Here is a 22,798-nt window from a genome sequence, read left to right as displayed (position 1 = left end):
CTGTGTTGTGCTTTCTACTAATAGCCCGCTATTAGATACGAAATCCCGCCTTGATATCGACAAAAATTGCAATATTAAGCCAAGTCCGAAAATAAAGAATGACCCAATTTCATTCAATCTTTTAATATTGAATGGGTTACCTCAAATTGTTGACACTCAATATCCCGAGTTCAGGTTAAGTAACAACTTTGAGTTATTGATTAACTCAAGAAAAAACTCAGATTATTCCCCCCCTTTCCATAAGCTAATAATGATCCACTCATTAAAATCAGAAGGTAATAGCACCAAAAAAATCAAAAACTATCATCTTAGGTTAAATTATCATCAACATCATTTTGGAATGAGTCTCTCTCCATAGGGTCATTCTCAAAGCCCGTGCTATCATCCATCACATCAACCCCCTTGTCTCTTGCATCAGCTTGAGTCCAACCTTGCGGCTGATCGGTTATCATATCAATATCGGGGACATTCTCTATTGGACCAGATCCAAGCGCATACTCTTCACTCACTTTAATATTAACATCATGACTTGCATCAGATATTGGCTTATCAAGACCATCATAGGCCTGAAAATGGACTCCAAGCTCACCGGAAAAATGATCGCCAAAATGAACAATAACTGACTGTGATAGATCCCCTGTCATCATCACACTCCCATCATCTTGCTCAATCCCACCCAGCACATTAGCATCCTCGGGCAAATTAGAAATAAGTACATAATCCATGTCTTCTTGATCCGCTAGGATTTCCTCAGGAACCTTCATTCTCACCTCACCACCAGGAGCCGCAGTGAAATCAGGTACGAACGGCTCATCTAATCGCACTTCTTCTGCAGGAACATTAAGATCAACATTATCATCAGGGACATTAAGGGGAGTATCAAGATCACCATCACCTTCCTCCTGCAGAGAAATAGCAAACTCGACTTTTGAAGCCTCTCCATTATGCAGTTGCGCTTCTATGGGTAATTTCCCATCAAAACCTGTCATGGGCCAAAACGTATGAGTATCACCATCTCCATTATCGATTAATGTGCCAAAGTCTCCTTTATAATGGAGCTCATTCACCAAATCGGCGGTTTCTAACCCTAATTCTTGTACAACTTGCGCCATACTAAAAATAATTGAGCCGTCATCAGACATGACTAAAGCTTGTTCTTGTGAACTCGATTGCACATTGACCTTAAAATGGCTTTCTTTACTGTTTTCACCATCTGATGCAACAAAAGCAATATGGGCTACACCTGTAAAACCTTCTGCTGGAGTAAAGGTATAGCCTCCTTCTTCATGCTCTTCTAGTAAGCCTTTTCCTTCCGATAAGAACACAGAGTCAATCTGTAAATCATCACCTGATAACTGAGCCAACATATCCTCATCATTAAAAGATAATTGATTGCCTTCATCGACATCGGTTGTGACGACAGCATCAACTGTTACCCCTTGATGAATGCCATCTTCTCCTTTCACTGCAATAGAACTTTGTGCATCGTGTAATATGCCACCTTGTTCAACCACATAAATAATATCTAATTCTCCGGTGATCTCTTTAGCGGCATTGACTAGCCATGTCCCATCCCCATTATCGACAATATTGCCTTGATTGGGCTTAGCAAAGCTCACCATATGAACATGTGCTTCTTGATTATCATCAACAGAGTCAGCCATTTCAAGTAACTCTGCCGTCGTCAGCAGTAAAGGTTCATCGTGTTCCATTTCAAAATCACCTGATGGAATACTTGCTTGTGCTGATACAGGTTGAGAAGCTTCATCGCCATAATCAACAGTTGTGGCTGAAACCGTTAAAAAGAAATTGCCGGAAAAATTATCCGGTGGGGTTAATTCAAGGGCACCCACATCCCATTTTGTTGCATTGAGTACCTGACCGACTTCAGTAATGATAATGGTATTAATTCCATCCGATACTTCAAAGCCAACAGGAAAACCTGTGATAGTAAAATGGCTTAAGATCTCTGAATCATCAACCATCATCATATTTAAATTTAAGTGCCCTGTACTGTCCTCATCAAAGATTAAAGGCCCTTCGTGAGCTGTGGTGATCACCACCCCATCCGCCACTGGACGAACATAAATGGGCATGTTCAGGCTTGTTTCAAACTCACCATCGGTGACAATGACGTGTATATCAGAGGTGCCCGCAAAATTTGGTGCTGGGCTAAATGTCCAATTACCGTCACCATTATCCACTAATTTACCCCCTTTTTCTCCCTTCGCTGTAATAATTCGAGAGATCACAAGGTTGTCGGTATCAATATCACCAAATAAATTCAACACGTCTGACTCATTAAAGGTAAATGCACCATCTTCATGGGTCGTCAGGTGTGCATTTCCCTCTGTAAAAGGTTTATCATTGACCTGAATGATATCAACATTTAATGAACCATTGACAACCTCTTTTCCATCTGACACTTGATAACCTAATTCCACAGCGCCAAAAAAATTAGGTGGCATGATTAAGTGGAACATGCCATCGGGTTGCTGCTGCAATATCGCATTCTCAGGATGCCTGACCGACAATCCTTTAAGTGTGATATCATCACCCTCAACATCGGTTACCTGCTGAAGAATAAAGTCAGGGTCGATAGTCACAATTTGGTCTTCTTTACCATCAATTGTCAATGCGGGTGCATTTGGCGCATCATTGACAGGTTCAACATTAATGGTAAATGCTTGAGGTTGAGAGTGCAGCTCACCATCAGAAACCGTGTAAGTCAAATGCACTTCACCATTAAAATTAAGTTCACTGTGATAACTGAGTAATCCTGCTTCAATATCGGCTCGTGAAATCACCTGATTGTCACTAATCGGCTCATCACCCAGTTGCACTTGCCCATTTAAAGGAAGCGCAACAATGCTAATACTGTCTAAGGTATCCGCCTCGTTTTGGTCCATAAAAGGAAAGTCATCTAAGGTAAAAATGTAATCGCCATCTTCATCAATTGTGGCCCCTTTAGACTCACTTTCTGGTGCATGCTCGCGCGCATCCACATGAACAGTTTGAGACACGGTACTTGTATCATCATTGGATAATTCCCTTGCTGTTGCCTCAACCCTGATATCAAATTCACCACTAAAATCATCGGGCAAGCTAATTTGAATCGTTTCATTTATTGCGGTACTGGGAAGTTGAATCGACTCACTCTCGTCAACCATGATTTCACCGGCATACAATTGATTATTCACGACTCCCATATCAATGCTAAAAATGAAATCATTAAAGTCCTCATCACCTCCGCCATAAAGATCTTCAAATCCATAAATGATTTCATTATCTTCATTTAATTCTGTTCGTGTATGCACAATATTGTCTGCATTAAGGTTACGGCTATCTCCACCATGATAAACCGCGTCTCCCGCCGCCCCCGTAACCACCACTTCTTTTTCATCAGAGATAAATACTAGCTGAGGTGAAATAGAGTCCATCGTCGCTGGCGTCCCGTCGTCATTCCTAAAAACAAACTGACCGTCATTTTGACTCAGTTGACTCACGGTTCCCGCACCATTGGGCACAGTAAATAAATTAAAGTGCTCTCCTTCACCAATATTAAAGGTAAAGGATGATTCTCCCGCAATGAGTGCCCCCCCACTGCCTTGTGCTGAGGCATTGTCAAAAATGATTTCAACATCTTTTATGTTGCCGCTTTCATCGACCTTATACACACCAACAGAATTTTGATATCCCGCACTTTCACCTTCAAATGTGATGGTTACTTGGGTTTCTTCAAAAGACTGCAGGCCATTTGCTTGATTTTGCAATAAAGCGTCACCATCAACATTAATCACTGAACCCTTTGGCACTCCATCAAGGGTCACAGTGAGGGTTTCAGACAAATCTTGATCGACAAGGGCTGCACCGATATTCAACTCAAGGGTATCGTCAGGATCAATAATCATTGTAGAATTACTGAGGTCATTGCCATCAAAATCTGTTATCTCAAGTTCGGGCGCATCCGCAACAGCTTCAACAGTGAAGCGAACATGACCATGATCTGACAAACCTCCCTCATCAGTCACGCTAATGTCAAGTTCAACATCACCATTCCAATTCGGCTTAGGCGTAAACTGGTAAACCCCCTCCTCTATCATCAAAAGTTCACCGTCATTATGGCCGTAAGACACCTCTGTCACTTTGACAAGATCACCATCAATATCGGTGACATGTTCTAAAATATCGGCATCAGTTAAAATAAATTGCCCATCTTCATTAATACTCGGTTCAAAAAGCGTCTTATTATTGCCAGTTTGAGGATCATCAACTTGACCCTGTATTTCAGGTGCATCATTAACGGGCGTCACTTCAACAAACACGGTGGCAGTATCAAAACTATCATTGCCATCTGTCACGGTATATTCAAAACTAGCTGGGCCATGATAATCGGGAGCAGGCGTGAACAATATATTACCATGCTCATCCATATGCACTTCACCATGAGTTTCATCTGTTGCTCTAACTTCCACAATGCTGAGTACATCACCATCGAGATCAAAATCATTCTTTAATAACTCTTTTGATGTGAATGTTAACGCTGAATCTTCAGAAACAGTAAAAGGAGCAATATCAATAGTGTTATCAATTTCAATAAGTTGTTCAGTCAGGTCTAAAGGAGTATCAGCAGTATCATGATTGAGGTCTAAATGTACAAAATTATGAAGTTCACTCCCATCCCCTTGTATCGTGGTCATTTTCACTTCATCTGTCGCCGTTCTTGATACAATCATACTTTGCACAACATAGGTACCATCCCCGCCTTGAGTCCCTAAAGTAAAATGATCGACGGGCCTGTCAGTCGTAAACTGATATTGATCAAATTCTTTTCCTGAATCCCTAAAACCACCCTGTGAATCAATCACTTTTCCGTGAGCATCATATGCCGTAATAATTACTTCTGTCGCATGGCTACTCTCTTTATCAAAATAACTGCCTAATCCATCTAGCGAAAAAGTCACCTGATTAATCGCTTCAGCTTCCACTTTCACTTTCAAAAACTCATCATTACTGAGGCCATTGTCTGTGCCATTTCCTATTCCTGAGCCTACATGTCCCTCTCCATTCCAGGGAGTTAACACTCCATTTGAAACACTCGTTGTGATCTTTACTCCGTCATCCGTCTCAAAAACAGCGTGGTCACCGAAAACTTTCCCCCAATCGTTTACACTAACGGTGCCACTGAACGTACTGTTATCGTCATTCCTATCAAAGCTACCCACCCTGATATCTCTTGTTATCTCTCTTACTTCTTCAGTGTTAGTGATAAATTGCACTTGAGTATGCGCCGAATATTCGACTCCAACTTCCATTTCTTTCCATTCAACACCATCAAGATATTGCATCACGCCATATTCAGGCAATTCATCCAACCTGATCATAGGTTCTTTAGGGGCTAATCCATAATCATCACGGGCAATCACAGGATCATTTTCTGGTGTCACTAATACCGTCACACTGGTTTTATCTGCACTGCCCATACCGTCAGATACGGTATATTCAAACACCGCCTCACCAAAGAAATCCTTCTCAGGAATAAAGACCACATCGCCAAATTCATTCACATAAGCTTTACCGTGAGTTTCAGGCCCAACATGCACATCAGTGATCTGTAAATAAGCATTTTCGGCATCAAAATCATTGCCCACCAGCTCTTTCGCACTAAAGACAGTAATATGATCTTCTTTGGCTTCGACCTTATCATCTTTGGCAATAACAGGATCATTATCTGGAGTGATATAGACATTAACAGCCGCTTTATCACTGCTACCCATACCATCGGACACGGTATATTCAAACACTGCCTCACCAAAATAATTCTTCTCAGGAATAAACACCACATCGCCAGAGTCATTCACATACGCTTTACCGTGTGAATCAGGCCCAAGGTGCACATCAATGATTTGCAAGCCTTCATTATCGGCATCAAAATCATTGCCCAGCAGCTCTTTGGCGGTAAAGACGGTTTTGGTGTCTTCTTGGGTCTCCACCCAATCATCAAGCGCGATAACGGGGTCATTGACTTCACTCACCTTTATGGTGACCGCTGCGGTATCTTGACTGCCAGCATGATCAGATACCGTATATTCAAAGACTGCCTTACCGAAATAATTTGCCTCAGGAATAAAAACCACATCACCAAATTCATTGACATAGGCATCACCATGAGTCTCAGGCCCAACATGCACATCAATGATATGTAAATATTCATTATCGGCATCAAAGTCATTACCTAACAACTCTTTGGCTGCAAAAACAGTAATATGATCCTCTTTGGCTTCGACCTTATCATCTTTGGCAATAACAGGATCATTCTCTTCACTGATATGGACATTTACAGCCGCTTTATCACTGCTGCCCATGCCATCGGATACGGTATATTCAAACACCGCTTCACCAAAATAATTTTTCTCAGGAATGAAGACCACATCGCCAGAGTCATTCACATACGCTTTACCGTGTGAATCAGGCCCAAGGTGCACATCAATGATCTTTAAGTCGTCATTGTCCACATCAGCATCATTGGCCAGTAACTCTTTGGCAGTAAAGACGGTTTTGGTGTCTTCTTGGGTTTCCACCCAATCATCAAGCGCGATAACGGGATCATTGACTTCACTCACCTTTATAGTGACCGCCGCGATATCTTGACTGCCAGCGCCATCAGATACCGTATATTCAAAGACTGCCTTACCGAAATAATTTGCCTCAGGAATAAAAACCACGTCACCAAATTCATTCACATAGGCATCACCATGGGTTTCAGGCCCAACATGCACAGCAGTAATATATAAGTGCTCATTATCGACATCAAAATCATTTGCCAATAACTCTTTGGCGGTAAATACCGTTTTGGTGTCTTCTTGAGCCTCAACCTTATCCGCTTTAGCAATCACAGGATCGTTATCAGGCGTGACATTTATCGTCACTTTCGCTGTATCTGTGCTGCCAACGCCATCGGATACGGTATATTCAAAGATCGCCTCACCAAAGAAATTCTTCTCAGGAATAAACACCACATCGCCATCCTTATTGAGGGACACTTCTCCATGGGTATCACGGCCAGCATGTACATCAGTAATATAGAGCTTATCACCATCGGCATCTTCATCATTGCGCAATAAGTCTCTGGCTTTAAAGACTGTTTTGGTATCTTCTTGGGCCTCAACCTTATCCGCAGTGGCGATCACAAGATCATTTTCTGAATTAACGGTAACAAACACAGTTGCAGTATCAACACTGCCATGCCCATCAGTCACTGTATAGTCAAAACTTGATTTACCGTGAAAATCTGCCCTTGGTGTAAAGACAATTTGCCCTTGAGGATCTATCATCACTTCACCAAAAGTGTCATCAGTTGCATGCACATCGATAATACTTAAGGGATCACCATCTAAATCAAAATCATTTTTTAATAAATCTTTCGAAGATAGAACAAGTTGACCATCTTCAACTGTTGTTATTGGTATTTCAGTTACTTCTTCAAACTGAGGAATAAGTGCTTCGGTAAGGTTGATACTCTCATCGGCATGCTCATGAGTGATGTTTAAAGCTGTAGAATTGATCTCTTCTTGGCCATCAGCATAAATCGTCGTTAATTGTACTTCGGCTGAGGCGGTTCTAGATAATGTGAGGCCTGAAATGACATAATCACCACTCATCGCATCAGATGTCACAATAAAATGATCTATTGGATGCTCAGTGACAAAAACATAATCACCGGTGGTTCCACCATCATTCTCTTTATACCCCCCTTGCTCGCCAATGACATTGCCATCGGCATCAAATGCTTTAATAATAATCGCAGTTGGATGACTGGCATTTTCAGTGAAATTCTCACCAAGGCCACTAAGATGCACAACAGCTTGATTATAATCTGCTCCTTCGATATCAATTCTGACAGATTCAGAAGGCGTCTTAAAACCTCGGCTATCGTCATCCGCAATTCCGCGGCCTATACTGTCCACTCCACCATCATTATTCCATATTTTCAGCCTATCATTTGTGCTCAATGTCACGCTCACATCATCATCACTCCAAGTGACACTTCGACCATCTTTAGCTAACTCCCCCCAATCAGACATTGTCGCTTTACCACCAAATGTGCCTATTTGAGTATCGACAGTATGAGATAGAATATCTTCTATATCCGGCTTAAATTGAACTTGTAAATCTGCCGAATATTCCACTCCCACTTCCATATCTTGCCAATGACCCTCATGATCTTGATATTGCAGGACACCATGTTCAGGTTCAACATCAAGACGAATTAATGGCTCAGCATTCATGGTATAATCATCACGAGCAATCACAGGATCATTTTCTGGTGTCACTAACACAGTCACATTGGCTTTATCACTCCCACCAGCTCCATCAGATACGGTATATTCAAACACCGCCTCACCGAAAAAGTTCTTCTCAGGGATAAACACCACATCACCCTCTTCATTGAGGGACACTTTCCCATGGGTATCACGGCCGGCATACACATCAGTAATGTGCAGCTTGTCGTCATCGACATCTTCATCATTACGCAGTAAGTCTTTGGCTTTAAATACCGTTTTGCTGTCTTCTTGGGTCTCTACCTTATCGGCTTTAGCTATCACAGGGTCATTTTCAGGCGTAACATTTATCGTCACTTTCGCTGTATCTGAGCTGCCCGCTCCATCAGATACCGTATATTCAAACACTGCCTCACCGAAAAAGTTCTTCTCAGGCACAAACACCACATCGCCCTCTTTATTGAGAGAGACTTCTCCATGGGTATCACGGCCAGCCTGTACGTCAGTAATGTGTAGCTTGTCGCCATCGACATCTTCATCATTGCGCAATAAGTCTTTGGCTTTAAAGACTGTTTTGCTGTCTTCTTTGGCCTCTACCTTATCGGCTTTTGCTATCACAGGGTCGTTTTCAGGCGTAACATTTATCGTCACTTTCGCTGTATCTGTGCTGCCCGCAAGATCAGATACCGTATATTCAAACACCGCCTCACCGAAATAATCCTTTTCAGGAATAAAGACCACGTTTCCCGCCCCATTTAAATAGGCCTCACCATGGGTCTGCGGTCCCGTCTCCACATGAGTGATATACAATTGATCTTTGTCCACATCAAAATCATTGGCCAGCAGCTCTTTGGCAGTGAACACCGTTTTGGTGTCTTCTTGAGCCCCAACCTTATCCGCTTTTGCTATCACAGGGTCGTTATCAGGCGTGACATTTATCATCACTTTCGCTGTATCTGTACTGCCAGCCCCATCGGATACCGTATATTCAAACACCGCCTCACCGAAAAAGTTCTTCTCAGGCACAAACACCACATCGCCCTCTTTATTGAGGGACACTTCTCCATGGGTATCACGGCCAGCCTGTACATCAGTAATGTGTAGCTTGTCGCCATCGGCATCTTCATCATTGCGCAGTAAGTCTTTGGCTTTAAAGACTGTCTTAGTGTCTTCTTGGGTTTCCTCCCAATCGTCTTTGGCAATCACAGGATCGTTTTCAGGCGTAACATTTATCGTCACTTTCGCGGTATCTGTGCTGCCGGCAAGATCAGATACGGTATATTCGAACACTGCTTCACCGAAAAAGTTCTTCTCGGGAATAAAGACCACATTCCCCGCCTCATTTAAATAGGCCTCGCCATGGGTCTGCGGTCCAGTATCTACATGAGTGATATACAATTGATCTTTGTCCACATCAAAATCATTGGCCAGCAGCTCTTTAGCAGTAAATACCGTTTTGCTGTCTTCTTGGGCCTCTACCTTATCGGCTTTAGCAATCACAGGATCGTTATCAGGTGTGACATTTATCGTCACTTTCGCTGTATCTGTACTGCCAGCCCCATCGGACACCGTATATTCAAACACTGCCTCACCAAAGAAATTCTTCTCAGGCACAAACACCACATCGCCCTCTTTATTGAGAGAGACTTCTCCATGGGTATCACGACCAGCATGTACATCAGTAATGTGCAGCTTGTCGCCATCAATATCTTCATCATTGCGCAGCAGGTCTTTGGCCTTAAAGACTGTTTTTGTATCTTCTTGGCTATCCACCCAGTCCTGATGGGCAATCACAGGATCGTTATCAGGCGTAACATTTATCGTCACTTTCGCTGTATCTGTGCTGCCCATACTGTCAGATACCGTATATTCAAACACTGCCTCACCAAAGAAATTCTCCTCAGGAATAAACACCACATCACCCTCTTCATTGAGAGAGACTTTCCCATGGGTATCACGCCCAGGGATCACCTCGGCAATATAGAGCTTATCGCCATCGGCATCTTCATCATTGCGCAGTAAATCTTTGGCCTTAAACACCGTTTTGCTGTCTTCTTGAGCCTCTACCTTATCGGCTTTAGCAATCACAGGGTCGTTATCAGGCGTGACATTTATCGTCACTTTCGCGGTATCTGTGCTGCCCGCAAGATCAGATACCGTATATTCAAACACTGCCTCACCAAAGAAATCCTTCTCAGGGATAAACACCACATCCCCCTCTTTATTGAGAGAGACTTTCCCATGGGTATCACGGCTGGCATGTACATCAGTAATATGCAACTTATCGCCATCAACATCTTCATCATTACGCAGTAAATCTTTGGCTTTAAAGACTGTTTTAGTGTCTTCTAGGGTCTCTACCTTATCGGCTTTTGCTATCACAGGATCGTTAACCGGATCCACATTAATGGTAAATGCTTGAGGTTGAGAATGCAGCTCACCATCAGAGACAGTGTAAGTCAAATTCACTTCACCATTAAAATTGAGTTCACTGTGATAACTGAGTAATCCTGCTTCAATATCGGCACGTGAAATCACTTGATTGTCACTAATCGGCTCATCACCCAGTTGCATTTTCCCATTTAAAGGAAGCGCAACAATGCTAATACTGTCTAACGTATCCGCCTCGTTTTGGTCCACAAAAGGAAAGTCATCTAAGGTAAAAATGTAATCGCCATCTTCATCAATTGTGGCCCCTTTAGACTCAGTTTCTGGTGCATGCTCACGCGCATCCACGTGAACAGTCTGAAACACGGTACTTGTATCATCATTGGATAATTCCCTTGCTGTTGCCTCAACCCTGATATCAAATTCTCGACTAAAATCATCGGGCAAGGAAATTTGAATTGTTTCACTGATTGCGCTCGTGGGAAGTTGAATAGACTCACTCTCATCGACCATGATTTCGCCTGCATACAATTGATTATTCACGGCTCCCATATCTATGCTAAACGTAAAGTCATCATAATCTCTGTCACCACCACCAAAGAGATCTTCAAATCCATAAATGATTTCATTATCTTCATTTAATTCTGTTCGCGTATGCACAATATTGTCTGCATTAAGGTTACGGCTATCTCCACCATGATAAACAGCATCTCCCGCCGCCCCCGTAACCACCACTTCTTTTTCATCAGAGATAAATACCAGCTGAGGTGAAATAGAGTCCATCGTCGCTGGCGTCCCGTCGTCATTCCTAAAAACAAACTGACCGTCATTTTGGCTCAGTTTACTCACGGTTCTCGCGCCATTTGGCACAGTAAATAAATTAAAGTGCTCTCCTTCACCAATATTAAAGGTAAAGGATGATTCTCCCGCAATGAGCGCCCCACCACTGCCTTGTGCTGAGGCATTGTCAAAAATGATTTCAACATCTTTTAGATGGCCGCTTTCATCAACCTTATACACACCAACTGAATTTTGATATCCCGCACTTTCACCTTCAAATGTGATGGTCACTTGGGTTTCTTCAAAGGACTGCAGGCCATTTGCTTGATTTTGCAATAAAGCGTCACCATCAACATTAATCACTGAACCCTTTGGCACTCCATCAAGGGTCACAGTGAGGGTTTCAGACAAATCTTGATCGACAAGAACCGCACCGATATTCAACTCAAAAGTATCGTCAGGATCAATAGTAACTTTAGAATTACTGAGGTCATTGCCATCAGGATCTGTTATCTCAAGCTCGGGCGCATCCGCAACAGCTTCAACATCAATCTTCATCACCTGCTGAACACGACTAGCGCCATCAGAAACATCAAAAAGCAGCTCAAGTTCACCACTATAATGTTGATCGGGGACAATGGTAAAACTGCCATTTTTATTTGCTATCACAGTACCAAAGTCACCAATGCTTAGGTTCTCGGCGACTAAGTGATCGCCTTCGATATCCTCAGCATTATGTAATAATTGTGCTTGTGAGAGATGAAGATGACCATCTTCATCCATACTGTAAGCCAAAGAACCGAGTATAATAGGCGTGTCATTTATCTCTTCAACATGAATATTGATCCTAGCAGAAACCGTTTCTGTGCCGTCTGACACTTGATAAGTTAATCTCACATCACCTGAGAAATCTTTATTGGGCAAGAAGTAATAATCATCAGTATTTGGAATGGGTTTTAATACACCATCTTTGTCGTCATACTGAACTGCAAAGATAGACAAGTCGTCACCATCAATATCATGACTATTGGCTAATAATGCTTCAGCTGTAATCAATAATCGACCATCTTCTTGCATAACAAGATCGAGATCATCTGCTGTAGGTCCATCATTAACTGCATCCACTTGAACTTCTATGACTTGCGATGTGGTTTGTGAATCAAATTCATCTTCTAAATTCACATTAGCATCATCATCCACAGTATCTAACACATCAACTTCAAAGGTTTCTGTCGTCGTTTTTGTATCAAATTCATCCTCAACACGCGATTGCTCACTGGCTTCATCTTGACCACCTGCTCCAGATACAGCAGAGTCGCCTATACTCGAAGCCAAATTGTTACCTTCAGTCTGAATGTTATTAGCATCATTAGCGTCAAGGGCCGAATCCAATGGTTTACCACCCACACTTTGATCACCAATATTCGACGAAGATATGGGTTCTTCTCTTTCTTCTGCTAGCTTTTGGCTATCTATCACCTTTGATTGTGCAATATCAGCACTTTTAGCCTTTACCTCTTCATCTGGCTGTAAAGTCCTCTTTGCTGAAGACGCTACGTCATCTCCATGACCTGCCCCTGTTTCCCCTTCATTCAATGCGTTACGCTTATCATCAGCAAAATGAGCTTCACCACTGGCTGTAGCCGCCGCTATCGCTGCGCTCTCTTCTTGGTTTTTAGCATTGGTTGACGATGCCGCAGCATCATCTGTCACGATCTGCTCTTCAGCATTATTTAAGGGATGTTTAGGATCCTTAGGATCTGTCGCCATGATATAGCCTCCATGCAAACACTATTGATGCGAGTTTACGATTACATGGTTTTAAGCAAAGACTAGGATGAAATGAATTACAAGCGAGATAAGGGATTAAACAGGATTATTTATTTGAAAAAAGCTCACATACATGACTGACCATAAAAAATTTCTTGATATTGATCCTAATTCTCTTGATATTGATCCTAATTCATTAGAAAAACCATAAGCAAAAAAACATATTGCTACAGTATAGCTTACTGTTAAGCTTCGATTAAATGCCGCAAAATTCAATGGTTCCAATAACAAGTTATTCATTATTAGTCTACAGTATATAGAAGTGGCAATCATCACAATATACTATTCTCATCGACCTATAATATCACGGAGGAATTATGGAACATTATCAACAATTCTTAGATTCATTAGACAATGATACTGACATGGTTGACATCATACTCAATATGTACAAGGAAGAACATGGCGAAGATATTTTAAAAATAAAATCCAATTACGAAGATAAAAATTTAGATGGATTGTTCCAAGTCACGCATTCTTTAAAGGGCGTCATCTCTAATTTCTTCGAAGAAGAAATATGTGATTTACTTGAGACAATTGAGGTCAGTTCAAAATCAGGCGATATTCCTCCCTCAGATATGATTGAAACGGTTTGCCATAAAATAGAAGGGCTTAATCAGCAAATAGATAAAATACTACAAAGTTAATCTATACTCTCGAGGTAACTCAGATGAGTGAAATAGAAAAACATTTAAAAAAAGCCTTAACTCAGCCAAGTCAAATTCATAAAAAAAATAATCAAATACGGTTCAAAAGTGTCATGACGACTACACACAAGTCATTACTCTTTGTGTTTATCGCCTTAGTCATCATTATCATATTTGCTTCACAAGCAGAGTTAGATATTGTGGTTTCAGCGAGAGGTGAGCTTCTTCTCGATTCAGATATTGAAAAAGTACAACACTTAGAAGGAGGGATATTAGAGCAACTCATGGTTTCACAAGGCGATACGGTTTATGAAGGTCAAGCCATTGCCAAGCTAAAATCATTAGAAAGAAACTCTACTCTCAATGCTAACTTGCTCGAAATTGTAGAATTGGAATTAGCATTGATCACTTACCGAGCACTGACAAACATGCTCACACCCGATTTTTCCCAATACAGTGAATACCCAGCCATTATGAGTAATTACCAAAAAAAGTGGCAACTTGAGTACGATAAAAACAATTCAAATCAGGGTTTAATAACACATGACATTGAGCATAAAAACAAGCTTATTCACTCTATGGGAACACGAATAGAGAGTTCGAGAAGACAACTCGATCTGATCAGAAAGCAACTATTGATTAAACAAAAATTACACGAAGAAGAAATGGCTTCTTATGTTGATGTACTTAATATGCAAGTACAAGAAATGAATATGTTAAGAGAAATAGAAAACTTAGAAGAAGCACAATTAAATGAGTTATTTCAACAAAAAAGACTCAAAAAGCAACTCACTGATTTAATTTCTAACAGAAATGCAGAATATCAAACCAAAATAAATGAATATGCCAAACAATTACAGATTAAACAGACACAAAAACCTCAGCTATCAGATAAAGTCAATCGACTCATAGTTTACTCCCCTGTAGACGGTGTTGTTGATAAAATTCATTACAACTTTAAATCAGCAGTTATTCCACCGGGTGACAGCATTGCCGACATTTCCCCCTTGACTAATACTCTCCATGGGGAAGCAAAAATTCCTCGAAAAGATATGGGATTTGTTGAGGTAGGTCAAGAAGTCAAGCTTAAATTTGATGCCTATAACTCTGCAAAATATGGCGGGATCTCGGCAACCATTGCCTCTATCAGTCGTTCTTCTTATGAAGAAAAAGAATCTGAATTTTATCTGGCCAATATCCTCATTAGTCAACCGTATTTAATAAAGTCGGGTATCAAATACAATTTATCCCCCTATATGGAATTTACCGCAGAAATCAAAACAGGTTCAAGAACTGTTATAGACTATGCACTAAAACCTGTCATGTCAGCCATTGAAGATACATTCGATGAAAGGTGAAATATGAAAATAATCAAAGATTTTACCTTTAGTATCATCACATTAGTAATTTCATTAATTGCGTTTATTACTAGCTCAACCATACTATTTAACAATGAGATTAAAAATGAAACCACACAATCATTATTAAACACATCTGATAGTCTCATTACCAATACTGAAAACTTATTATTAAGCCTTATCGAATGTCAAATGACGGCGTGTAATAACGATCCTAAAGAATTCAGTACAATAAAAGAAAAGCTGCAACAATTCAAATTGATGGCATCTAAGGATAAAGATGTCGTTAGTTTAGTCGGCGCTATTGAATATGAAAAACTCAATATCATACTCAGTCAGTATTATTCTAACAAGCTTCCCAGTAACACAATAGAAAAATTGATACCCATTCTCATTGAAATGCAAAAAAAACATAAAAACATCATAGAAAATATCAATACCCAAGTCATCCATAAAAGCCAAGAAGACAAGGTATTTATCCTTGTTATACTACTAGCATTTATCGCCATAACTCTTTATTTTATTTTAAGGAAAGAATTACAAAACAGACGATTCAAAAAAGAACTAGACCTAAAAGATGAAAAATTAAACAAGATAACGTCAAAAATAAACAAGTTTGATTATAGCTCATCTGATTCTGTTCTTAATGACTTCAATATTAGCAGCCAAGAAAGAAGGATCTACTCCAAGCTAAAAGCATTATATGGTTTAATAGAGCGTAGTAAACGTAATACAGATTTATCTCAACAACTCTATTCTATGATTGGCTATGAAATCAGAGGGATCACTAATACGATAAAAGGGGGGATACAATTACTCATCAACGAAAAAGATAAAAAGTCTGTTGACTTTGCCCGAGACGTCATTACCGCAACAAGAACATTATCTAATCTGGCTGAAAACTATAATAAATTATTCGCTCAAGGCATAAAAGAAAAAACAGAACACTACTCTTTTATTGAATTACTCACAGAGATCATCATTCATCTCAGTAATAAGAATAGTGAAAAAAGTTTGAGTATTGAATGTGATATCAAAAATAATTTACCCAATGAATTAATTGGTAACCCAACAAAACTGTTTTGGATATTATTTCTACAGCTTTCAAACGCGATCAGCGCTCAAAATAACAAAAACATTCTCATGAAAGTCGACACTCAGTCAGCAACTGATATTTCAGAAGCCATTATCAAAATTGAGCTGATTTTTTTAACCACATTAAACGTTAATATTGACAAAATAGACCATCTTCACTGGGAGCAGACCCAAAAAAATGCACTAAAAAATGATGAATGGTCCTTATCTATCCTTGATAAAGTCAGATCATTTACCACTTGCTGGTATCAATCAGGAAGGCAACAAAAGTTTGTCGCTCAATTCTCTGTTACCCCTATTTCTTACAGCAAAAAGAATCCATTATTAAAAGATAAGATTTTTCTGATCTGTGCGGGATCTGAGCTAAGGATCGATATCATGTCAAACATCTTCTTAACCCATGATGCCAAAGTAAAAATCGCACGCTCACCGAATGATATTTTTAAGTCTCTATCAACATTAGCCTTATATGATGCCGTTATTATCACTGATACTATTGAAGGCATTCAGCTTGCCTCTTTTTGCCAAACATTATATGACAAAATATCACGACAAAAACAGAAAGAAACCAAACTCTTTCTAACGGTTTCTTCTAACAAAGTAGCCAAAGAAACAGAGCCCTATGTTGATCATATTTTCTACACCCCCATAGTTCCCGATGATTTCATCCCTCAGCTAGTTGATGTGATAAAAGATGAAAAAGAAAAAGATGACATTCAGCAGCAATTTTTAATCGTCGAAGACGATCGAATACAGCAATTCTTACTCAAAAGAATATTACAACAGTGCGAATATGATACAGAAATCGTTAGTGGAGGATTAGAAGCTGTTGAATGGGTGAAAAGCCATCATACTGATATTATTTTCATGGATTGCATCATGCCAGGAATGGGCGGTATTCAAGCTACTAAACTCATTCGTCAATATGAAAAAGAGATAAAACAAAAAACACCATCTATTATTATTGGCGCCACTGCACTCACCAGTCGATCTGAACATAAATCTTGCCTTGAAGCAGGAATGAACTTTGTCATCAGTAAACCTTATAAGAGTGATGAAATACTAAAAACAATAAAAAAATACATTCACATAAAAAATAAATTGGTGTCTTAAATGAAAATTAAATACATCATCATTTTATTTATCTTACCTTTACAAAAAGTAACAGCCTCAAGTTTAACCGACTTCATCAATATTGCTGTTGATAACAATTTATCGTTAAAAAGTGCTAAAAAAGATTATGAAGCAACCCAATTTAATGCTGACATACATAGATCAAAATTCTTACCCAGTTTATCGCTTAATGCTGATACGGTATGGAATGAAAATAAAGAATTTCAAAGAACAGACCAACATCTAGTCAATGACTATAATTCTAATAGCTATAGTCTATCATTAAGCCAAAACATTTTTAACCTTAATGATATTTATGCAATAACATCAACTCAAATTAATATTGATATTAGCCAAATCCAAACCATAAAAACTGAGCAAAATGTCATAAAACAAGCTGCGACTCAATATTTTGAATTTTTAAAAAATAGCTCACAAATCAAAGCAACGGATACAGAACTTGAATCATCTATTGCAAGATTCAATCAAATGGAAAGAAACATTCAATTGGGTAATACTGCAAAAAGTGAAATCTACGAAGTCATCGCTCAAAGAGAGAATATTAAAAATAGATTACTGACACTAAAGAAAGAAAAGAAAATAATACTGAATAATATTAGTAATATACTGCAAATTCAAGCAACGCCCTCATTTGACTTAAATAAGCTAGCGACTTTCCCTCAGATATCAAAATCAAGAGAATCTTTTTTGAAAAAAACAATGTTCTCCCTTAATACCAATATTTTAATCTCAAAGAAAGCGTTAAAGCAAAGCAAACAAAAAATTAAAGAAACAAAATCGACATTCAGCCCCACTTTAACCGGAGATATTAACTACCGAAAAGATCATACCAACAACCCATCATCCAATAGCCCACCTGATTTTGGTGTCAGTGAGTCTATTGTTTATTCCCTTAACCTCAATCTACCTTTGTCTGCTGGAGGAAGGGATTTATATACTCTTAAGAAAAACAATATTGAGTTTGAAAAAAGCCATGTCGATTTAATAAAATCAGGAGAAGACAGCCTACAAGCCTTCAATAATCATATTGCTAATATTAACGACTATTCTCGCTCTTTAGAAAGTTACAAATTAATCATTAAAGCCAACTATGCTTCTTACAATGGTATAAAAAAAGCCCACCGATTAGGAACAAGAACCATTACCGATCTATTATCTGCAGAAAGTAAGCTATTTAACAGTATTAGAGATTATGAAAGTGCAAGGTACAACTATATTATTGAGATGATAAACATCAATGAAGTCATTGGTCTCCTTAATATGCATTATATCAAAAGTATAATGCATGATATGGTCCCCATGTCAGATAACTTATCTTCCTCTCCCATCCCTCTTCACTTGATAAAATAAGAGTATCATATGAAAACAGAGAGGTTTACTCGAAAAATCAGCAGAGCAGACAAATTTTATCTCTTCGTCTCTACAATAATCACCACCTTTCTGGGATTGGTATTGCCTTTTTCAATACTCATTATTTTTGATCGCATTTTACCTAATCAATCTAAAGACTCTCTATTTCTACTGTCATTTATTATTATTAGTGCAATATATTTTGACTATTACCTAAAAAATAAAGAAGAAATGATAACCTCTTTAATAATGAAATATTTTGATAGTGATTTAACCAATGATATATTTAGAAACATTTGTCATTCTAACATTAACAAATATAGCCAATATTCACCTGGTGAATACTTAGAAAGAATCGCTATCATACCTGAATTAAAGAGTTTTTTTGGCGGTGAGTCAGTCAAAGCGATTATTAACTCACTCACAAGTGCTATCACTATTCTCATTATCGGTATTATCAATATCGGTTCAGGTGTTATTCTACTCACCTCTTCAATTATCCTTATTCTAACTTCTATCATCATTTCATCAAAGAAAATCCATATTTTAGAAAAACGATCAAATATTGAAGGTAAGACCAACTCAAAAATCATTGAAATTGTTTCCAGCCCTTTAGATATTAAAAGTCGAACAATGGAATATCGTATTGAAAGCCTCATGAATGTGATGATTAATGAAAGAGAAGAGCAAAGTGTTTCCTTTGAAAAGCTCGATTCACTATTAGGGCTTATTCTCTCTTTTATACAACAGTTATCCATCGCGCTTGTCGTTGTCATGTTGGCTTTATCCGTTATTGAACAAGAAATGACTCAAGGCGTGATGGCGGCCATTATTTTATTAACTAATCGGTACTTTTCTCCCTATCAGCAAGTCATGAGGACACTCAGTCGATGGGAAGTGAATAAACTCAATATCACTAGGATCAATACACTTTTCAATCTTAAAAAAGAAAAAACCATCAATATTAAAGCGTTTACGGTTAATACTATAGGCATACAATTAAAAGATAAGCCATTGTTAACCTTTACTAAAGGAAACTTATATATTCTGCATGGAGACACCCATTGTGGTAAATCATACCTAGCACAATGCTTAACCATGGAAAGAACCGATAACAAGATTCAAATTTCTGTTGATGATAAATCACTCTCTTCATTAGACTATGATAGTTGGAAAAGTCAAACGATCAAAATTGATGCTCACAGTGCTCTGCTTGAAGGCAGTATCATTGATAATTTAACTTGCTTTAGAAATTATTTGAACGATGCCGCTTTCACATTATGTGAAAATTTGAAAATAAAAAGCGAAATAGATGCACTAAAGGATGGTTTCTACACTCAAATATCAGGCCATCAACAACATCCCTTCTCTAGAAAAGTCAACTATTCTCTACTCATTATTAGGGCACTGCTTAGTCATAAATCTATCATTATACTGGATGATATTGATATGATTTATGATGAAGAATTTGAAAAAGTATTAGCAACAACCTTACTCTCTAAAAAAAGTAACCTCATTTTCATCATTATTTCTAATAAATTAAGCTATCAAGATCCTTCCACACAATACATTCATATTAACCAAGGATATTAATATGAGTATTCTTATCGATTTTGGAGATGTAGAGCAACGACTCAATGACTTTGAAACACCAAAAATGAGTGCTCGCTATCAAGAGTCTCCCTTAATAAAAGGCATTGCATTTAGCTTAATTTCATTACAATGGGAAGGTACCCCTGATATCCTTTCAGATGCCTTTATTCCCACAGACAATGAGATTGGATCATTTGAAGCAACCTTAGTCCGTTTAGGTTATCAATGCGAAATCATCCAGCTTAACAATATGAAAGCATTAAACAATGTGGCTTACCCTGCATTTGTCGCATTTCAAAATATTTCAGGCATATTAATTAATATTGAAAATGATCTTGCCTACTTATTTGATTACAACAATAATGTATTGATCAAACATCCCCTCGACTCAACACCTTGCACTGTATGTATTATTTCTGAATATTCTCAGATTTTTAGAGAAGCACCACCTGAGTCCCAAGATAAATCCAATTGGATTAAATATGCCTTTCATCGGTATAACAATGAATTTAAAAGCCTGATTTTTCTAAGCTTTATTGTTAATATATTAGGGGCCCTTCAACCTTTTTTCATTATGAGCGTTTACAGCTTCGCACTTACAGCTGATTCAGTCAATACACTGTATTGGTTAGGGTTTTTTGCTATTTTACTCGCCATCGCAGAGTTTTTTTTCAAACGTATACGAATGAATATACTCACCACATCAGGCAAAGATTTAGCGCTTCACATATCAAAAAATGTCATAGGAAAATTACTCTGGCTTCCCTATTCAATGACATCTTCAGCAGGCGTATCGAGTCAACTCGCTCGATTGAGGGACATTGATCAATTTAGAAAACTGGTCACAGCAGAGTCGACATTAAGTTACTTTGATATGCCTTTTATTATTGTTTTTATTATCGCTATTACTATTCTATCCGGTGCGGCGGCTTTAACCGTCATCATTGGTATTTTCATCATGTTATTATTTTGTCTTTATGCGCGTTACATTTATGTTCATGCCACTTCTAAAAGCTCTCGCGCAAATACTATGGTCTCTTATCAATGGAATGAACTTTTAAGAGGCATAGGCAGCATGCAAGGCTTACCTTTATTAAGAATAATCCAATCCCGTTTTTTTGCTGCACACTCTCAAAGCCTAAAAGATGGAGAAGGTGTATCTTTAACAAACAGTAAAATTCAAAGTATGGGTCAAGCACTCATACAAATAATAGGGACGGCCAGCATTGTCACAGCAGTATTAGGCGTAATGGATGGGACATCTGATGCAGGCGCAATGTTAGCTATTGTGATTTTAGTCTGGAAAGCACTGACGCCTATTATGGGAATTTATAATGCTATTGTTAAATTTAAATCCATTCAAGCCTCAGCAAAACAAATTAATGCCCTCATGTCACTCAATGATGACCAAAGCTTTCTTGAAAAAAGCCCTCCTATTCGTAGCTTTAATGGCGAAATAATGGCCAGCGGATTGACTCACCGGCACTCATATGCTGCAACGGGCTTAACCAATCTTGGCTTTAAATTTTCTATAGGTGATAAAATAGCCATTACTGGACCTTCAGGCTCGGGCAAAACCACCTTACTGTCTATCCTCACAGGCTTAGAAGATAAATATCAAGGTGTTGTTTATATGGACGGTTACAATATTAAGCAATTTAACAATTATCGATACCGAAAGGCGATTAATTATATTCCATTTGAATTAAGGCTTTTTGAAGGCAGCTTAGCATCCAATTTCATCCTGCATAATGGTCTAATAACAGAAAAACAAATGTGTGAAATCATTGAAATTTTAGATCTTAATACTTGTCTTCCAAAAGGGCTCGACACCCTATTGGATAACGCCTTTATACAACAATTATCCAGTAGTCATCGTCAAGGCATTAGACTGGCACTTGGATTAGGTGCCTGTGATGCGCAAGTCATCATCATAGATGAACCTTTCTGTGGTGTTGAACAAGCCCATACAAGCTACATTAATAAACTCTTAACTGGAAAACTCGCTCAAGCCACTGTCATTTATACCACTAATAGCCAAAATTTTATCGCAGCATCAAGCAATTGTTTATTACTCGATGCTGATGGTAATCAGCAATACTTTGGCTTTCCTGATAAAGTCATACAAAACATGAATAGTTAGCCTTTATTCCACATTCAATATCAGAGCTGATAAAAAATATACCCAAAAGATTATCCAACAAATTCAGATCAGTTAGTCTCTAAGCAATCACAGGGGTTGTGTTCGGAGATATCCGAGGGTAACTCATATTTTAATATATCATCCCCCTTGTTTTTTTCACAAGCTTGTAAAAGAAAAAAATAATAATAGAGAGTATAA

The 22,798-nt window shown here is 38.7% G+C and carries 7 protein-coding genes; 6 read left to right on the top strand and 1 reads right to left on the bottom strand.

The window, feature by feature from the left end; translation table 11 throughout:
• Positions 1 to 308 precede the first annotated feature (308 nt).
• Positions 309 to 13,220, bottom strand: coding sequence for a tandem-95 repeat protein (locus Q0791_RS10415; RefSeq protein ID WP_299005796.1), 12,912 nt, complete (start codon positions 13,218 to 13,220; stop codon positions 309 to 311).
• A gap of 377 nt (positions 13,221 to 13,597) precedes the next feature.
• Here Q0791_RS10415 and Q0791_RS10410 point away from each other — a divergent pair, with 377 nt between their 5' ends.
• The 6 genes from Q0791_RS10410 to Q0791_RS10385 are packed head-to-tail and all read left to right on the top strand — an operon-like array spanning position 13,598 to position 22,600.
• On the top strand, positions 13,598 to 13,927 hold the full coding sequence (locus tag Q0791_RS10410; protein ID WP_299005794.1) for an Hpt domain-containing protein: 330 nt from the start codon (positions 13,598 to 13,600) through the stop codon (positions 13,925 to 13,927).
• 23 nt (positions 13,928 to 13,950) lie between these two features.
• On the top strand, positions 13,951 to 15,285 hold the full coding sequence (locus tag Q0791_RS10405) for an HlyD family type I secretion periplasmic adaptor subunit (RefSeq protein WP_299005792.1): 1,335 nt from the start codon (positions 13,951 to 13,953) through the stop codon (positions 15,283 to 15,285).
• A 3-nt stretch (positions 15,286 to 15,288) separates the two neighbouring features.
• Entirely contained in the window at positions 15,289 to 17,493 is a 2,205-nt protein-coding gene (locus Q0791_RS10400) for a response regulator (protein ID WP_299005787.1), read from the top strand.
• Entirely contained in the window at positions 17,494 to 18,864 is a 1,371-nt protein-coding gene (locus tag Q0791_RS10395) for a TolC family protein (RefSeq protein WP_299005784.1), read from the top strand.
• 9 nt (positions 18,865 to 18,873) lie between these two features.
• Entirely contained in the window at positions 18,874 to 20,457 is a 1,584-nt protein-coding gene (locus Q0791_RS10390; protein ID WP_299005781.1) for an ABC transporter transmembrane domain-containing protein, read from the top strand.
• Position 20,458: 1 nt separating this feature from the next.
• Positions 20,459 to 22,600, top strand: a complete 2,142-nt coding sequence (locus Q0791_RS10385) for an ATP-binding cassette domain-containing protein (RefSeq protein ID WP_299005779.1) — start codon at positions 20,459 to 20,461, stop codon at positions 22,598 to 22,600.
• Positions 22,601 to 22,798: the final 198 nt, after the last annotated feature.

It is taken from the genome of uncultured Shewanella sp., assembly GCF_947495455.1.
Classification (GTDB): domain Bacteria; phylum Pseudomonadota; class Gammaproteobacteria; order Enterobacterales; family Shewanellaceae; genus Shewanella.
The sequence above is the reverse complement of the archived record's forward strand: the minus strand, read 5'-3'. Positions and strand labels throughout refer to the sequence as shown.